The organism is Staphylococcus sp. AC872 (assembly GCF_979255425.1).
This window is the reverse complement of sequence record NZ_CEEDKW010000003.1, coordinates 23,505-29,504: the sequence shown is the minus strand read 5'-3', so window position 1 is coordinate 29,504 and position 6,000 is coordinate 23,505. Positions and strand designations below refer to the sequence as shown.

General features: G+C 40.2%; 3 protein-coding genes. 1 reads left to right on the top strand and 2 read right to left on the bottom strand.

The window, feature by feature from the left end; genetic code table 11:
* The coding region (locus tag ACZ267_RS05890) for an Ig-like domain-containing protein (RefSeq protein WP_463680295.1) at positions 1 to 5,004 on the top strand (5,004 nt) is incomplete at its 5' end.
* A gap of 112 nt (positions 5,005 to 5,116) precedes the next feature.
* Here ACZ267_RS05890 and ACZ267_RS05885 read toward each other — a convergent pair.
* Entirely contained in the window at positions 5,117 to 5,476 is a 360-nt protein-coding gene (locus tag ACZ267_RS05885; protein WP_002466883.1) for a DUF1304 domain-containing protein, read from the bottom strand.
* A gap of 139 nt (positions 5,477 to 5,615) precedes the next feature.
* A complete protein-coding gene (locus ACZ267_RS05880; protein ID WP_002450876.1) occupies positions 5,616 to 5,816 on the bottom strand; it encodes a cold-shock protein in 201 nt (66 codons plus the stop codon).
* Positions 5,817 to 6,000: the final 184 nt, after the last annotated feature.

The window sequence follows — 6,000 nt, the reverse complement described above, 5'->3', positions numbered from 1 at the left end:
GCATCAACAGTGGTAACAGATACAACAGCACCAACAGTACCATCAGTGAATCCAGTGACAAGTGATGATACGCAAATTACAGGTAAAGCAGAGCCAGGCTCAACAGTGACAGTGACATTCCCGGATGGTACGACAGCTACTGGAACGACCGACGCAGATGGAAACTACACAATAGATATTCCAACGAATGAAGATCTAAAAGGTGGCGAAACACTACCAGTTACTGCAACAGATAAAGATGGTAATAAATCAGAGCCAGCAACAACAGTAGTAACGGATACAACAGCACCAACAGTACCATCAGTGAATCCAGTGACAAGCGATGATACACAAATTACAGGTAAAGCAGAGCCAGGATCAACAGTGACAGTAACATTCCCAGATGGAAATACAGCTAGTGGTACAACAGATGCAGATGGCAATTACGTGATTAATATTCCGAGTGGTGAAGACTTAAAAGGTGGAGAGACCCTACCGGTTACTGCGACAGATAAAGATGGCAATAAATCAGAGCCAGCAACAACAGTAGTAACAGATACAACAGCACCAACAGTACCGACTGTTAATCCGGTAACAAGCGATGATAAGACAATCACAGGTAAAGCGGAACCAGGCTCAACAGTGACAGTAACATTCCCAGACGGAAATACGGCTAGTGGTACAACAGATGAGGATGGAAATTACACAATTACTATCCCAACTAATGAAGACTTAAAAGGTGGAGAAGCATTACCAGTTACATCAACAGATAAAGCTGGCAACACATCAGCACCGGCAACAACAACAGTAACAGATACAACAGCACCAACAGCACCGTCTGTAAATCCAGTAACAAGTGATGATACGCAAATTACAGGTAAAGCAGAACCAGGATCAACAGTAACAGTAACGTTCCCAGATGGTACAAAAGCAAGTGGAACAACAGATGCAGATGGTAATTATGTTATCGATATTCCAGCTAACGAAGATCTAAAAGGTGGAGAAACATTACCAGTAACAGCTACAGATAAAGCTGGAAACCAATCTGGAGAAACTACAACAACAGTAACAGATACAACAGCACCAACAGCACCGTCTGTAAACCCAGTAACAAGTGATGATAAGACAATCACAGGTAAAGCAGAACCAGGCTCAACAGTAACAGTAACGTTCCCAGATGGTACAACAACTACTGGTACAGCTGATCAAGATGGTAATTATGTGATTGACATTCCAGCTAACGAAGATCTAAAAGGTGGAGAAACATTACCAGTTACTGCAACAGATAAAGATGGTAATAAATCAGAGCCTACATCAACAGTAGTAACAGATACAACAGCGCCAACAGTACCTTCTGTCAACCCAGTAACAAGTGATGACACGCAAATCACAGGTAAAGCAGAACCAGGCTCAACAGTAACAGTAACGTTCCCAGATGGTACAACAGCTACTGGTACAACAGATGAGAATGGTAATTATGTGATTGACATCCCATCTAACGAAGACTTAAAAGGTGGCGAAACACTACCGGTTACTGCAACAGATAAAGATGGTAATAAATCAGAACCAGCAACAACAGTAGTGACAGATACAACAGCGCCAACAGTACCTTCTGTAAACCCAGTAACAAGTGATGATAAGACAATCACAGGTAAAGCGGAACCAGGATCAACAGTGACAGTAACGTTCCCAGACGGAAACACAGCGACAGGAACAACAGATGCGGATGGCAATTATGTTATCAATATTCCATCTAGCGAAGACTTAAAAGGTGGCGAAACATTACCGGTTACAGCAACAGACAAAGATGGTAATAAATCAGAACCAGCAACAACAGTAGTGACAGATACAACAGCACCATCAACACCGACTGTAAACCCAGTAACAAGTGACGATACACAGATCACAGGTAAAGCGGAACCAGGTTCAACGGTAACAGTAACGTTCCCAGATGGTAAAACTGCAAGTAGTACAACAGACGCAGATGGAAACTATGTCATCAATATTCCTTCAAGCGAAGACTTAAAAGGTGGAGAAGAGTTACCTGTAACAGCTACAGATAAAGCTGGTAATACGTCTGATAAAGCAACAACAGTGGTAACAGATACAACAGCGCCAACGGTACCATCTGTAAACCCAGTAACAAGTGATGATACACAAATCACAGGTAAAGCAGAGCCAAACTCAACAGTGACAGTAACATTCCCAGATGGCACGAAAGCTAGTGGCACAACAGATGCAGATGGTAATTATGTGATTGACATCCCAGCAAACGAAGATCTAAAAGGTGGCGAAACATTACCTGTAACAGCTACAGATAAAGACGGTAATGAATCACAACCATCAACAACAGTAGTAACAGATACAACAGCACCAACAGTACCATCAGTTAATCCGGTAACAAGTGATGATAAGACAATTACAGGTAAAGCGGAACCAGGTTCAACGGTAACAGTGACGTTCCCAGATGGCACGAAAGCTAGTGGCACAACAGATGCGGACGGTAACTATGTGATTAATATTCCTGCTAACGAAGATCTAAAAGGTGGCGAAACATTACCAGTTACTGCAACAGATAAAGATGGTAACGAATCAGAACCAGCAACAACAGTAGTGACAGATACAACAGCACCATCTGTACCGACAATCAATCCAGTAACAAGTGATGATACACAAATCACAGGTAAAGCAGAGCCAGGCTCAACAGTAACAGTGACATTCCCAGATGGCACAAAAGCAACTGGTAAAACAGATGCAGATGGCAATTATGTGATTAATATTCCTGCAAACGAAGATCTAAAAGGCGGAGAAACATTACCAGTAACAGCTACAGATAAAGACGGTAATGAATCACAACCGTCAACAACAGTAGTGACAGACACAACAGCACCATCTGTACCAACAGTGAACCCAGTGACAAGTGATGATACACAAATTACAGGTAAAGCGGAACCAGGTTCAACGGTAACAGTAACGTTCCCAGATGGCACAAAAGCAACTGGTACAACTGATGCAGATGGCAATTACGTGATTGATATCCCAGCTAATGAAGACTTAAAAGGTGGAGAGACATTACCAGTGACGTCTACAGATAAAGATGGCAATCAATCAGAACCAGCATCAACAGTAGTGACAGATACAACAGCACCATCTGTACCGACTGTTAATCCAGTAACAAGCAATGATAAGACGATTACAGGTAAAGCAGAACCAGGCTCAACAGTAACAGTGACGTTCCCAGATGGAAGTACTTCTACTGGCAAAGCTGATCAAGATGGCAACTATGTGATTGATATTCCAGCTAACGAAGATCTAAAAGGCGGAGAAACATTACCAGTAACGTCTACTGATAAAGATGGTAATACGTCAGAACCAGCAACAACAGTAGTGACAGATACAACAGCACCAGAAGCGCCAACAGTTAACCCAGTAACAAGTGATGATACACAAATCACAGGTAAAGCAGAGCCAAACTCAACAGTGACAGTAACATTCCCAGATGGCACAACAGCTAGTGGTACAACTGATGCAGATGGCAATTACGTGATTGATATCCCAGCTAATGAAGACCTAAAAGGTGGCGAAACATTACCAGTAACTGCAACAGATAAAGATGGTAATACATCAGATAAGACAACAACAGTAGTAACAGACACAACAGCACCAACTGTACCGACAATCAATCCGGTAACAAGTGAAGACAAAACAATTACAGGTAAAGCGGAACCAGGTTCAACAGTAACAGTGACGTTCCCAGATGGCACAACGGCAACAGGTAAAACAGATGAAAACGGCAATTATGTCATCGATATTCCTGCCAACGAAGATCTAAAAGGTGGCGAAACATTACCAGTAACTGCAACAGATAAAGACGGTAATGAATCACAACCAACAACAACAGTAGTAACGGACACAACAGCACCGTCTGTACCGACAATCAACCCAGTAACAAGTGATGATACACAAATCACAGGTAAAGCAGAGCCAAACTCAACAGTGACGGTAACATTCCCAGATGGCACAACAGCGACTGGTAAAACAGATGAAAACGGTAACTATGTGATCGATATTCCATCTAACGAAGATCTAAAAGGCGGAGAAACATTACCAGTCACAGCGACTGACAAAGATGGCAATACGTCAGAACCAGCAACAACAGTAGTAACAGACACAACAGCACCAGAAGCGCCAACTGTTAATCCAGTTCATAAGGGAGATAAAACAATCACAGGTAAAGCGGAACCAGGCTCAACAGTGACAATAACATTCCCAGATGGTACAACAGCAACAGGTAAAACAGATGAAAACGGTAACTATGTGATTGACATCCCAGCTGGAGAAAATCTAAAAGGTGGAGATCATATTGGCGTTACAGCAACAGATGCTAATGGAAATACGTCTCCATCTACTGATGGAACAGTGATTGATGATGGTAAACCTGTAGATCCAAGTCAACCGACAGACCCAACAGACCCAGGTAAACCAACGGATCCAAGTCACCCAACAGACCCAACAGACCCAGGTAAACCAACGGATCCAAGTCACCCAACAGACCCAACAAATCCAGGTGAACCAACGGATCCAAGTCAACCGACAGAGCCAACAAATCCAGGTGAACCAACGGATCCAAGTCAACCGACAGAGCCAACAAATCCAGGTGAACCAACGGAACCAGGTCAACCAACAGAGCCAACAAATCCAGGTGAACCAACGGAACCAGGTCAACCGGCAGAGCCAACAAATCCAGGTGAAGTAACAGAACCAGGTCAACCAACAGAACAACCAACACAAGGTCATGTATCTGGAAATAATGTAACTTCAAATGGTACTGTACAACAAAGTAACCATGAGACAGCATCAACAAATAAAGGTAACAATCATGAAAAAGATCAAAGTGAATTACCTGAAACTGGACAAGATGGTGTAAATAAGGGAACATTATTCGGTACATTATTAGCTGGATTAGGAGCGTTATTCTTATTCTTCAAACGTCGTAGAGAAGATGAAGAGGAAGAGGAAAAATAAAGAGTAAGTCAAAAGAACAAATATATATAATAAAGGCCCATTCCAATATACTGGAATGGGTCATTTTTTATAAAAAAAACCGTTAAATCGAATATCGACTTAACGGAATGGATTAAAATAATAATGATAAAAGTGCAAGTATTGGTAAAAGCCCTTGTTTAATGATGATGGCTTTTTGACTTGTTAGCGCACCATATATAGCAACAATAATCATATATATAAGAAGACATGTAGTCATTTCTTTAGGATGATTACTCAAAAAATAGGCATAGAGAATGAAGATACCAAGTAAACCATTGTAAAGCCCTTGATTCTTCATTAAAGTATTTAGATTTTTATCTTTTAATGCAGAAGTGCTCATTTTAAAAGTTTGACTCGTTTTGTTAGATGTGGTTAGTAATGTTTGTAACACCATGATTAATAAGAATTCTATTGCCACAAGTATTATTAAAATAGAAGTGAGTATACTCAATTTAAATCATTCCTTTTTCTTTATATTTATAATCAAATAGTAATGTAAATACATATTCATTACAATACAATATAATTAGATAAAAAAAGTAATTTTAGGCATAAAAAAAGCAACCATGACGGTTGCTTTGAAAATGTTATTACATTTTTACGACATTAGCTGCTTGTTCTCCACGATCGCCTTCAACGATGTCGAATTCAACTTTTTGTCCTTCTTCTAATGATTTGTATCCTTCTTCAGCGATTGCTGAGAAATGTACGAATACGTCGCTTCCATCTTCTCTTTCGATGAAACCAAAACCTTTTTCTGAATTAAACCATTTAACTGTACCGTTATTCATATAGAATACCTCCGCGTGCTTTTGCACTAAATATTTGTAACAAATTTCATTAAATCAAAAGAGTATATTCTAAACAAATAAACTTCAATCAAATTCACGACCTTTTATTACGTTAGATTAACTATACACCCTAAAACACAATAAGTAAAGGAAGAATAATTATGATTAAGTAATTATTTATATA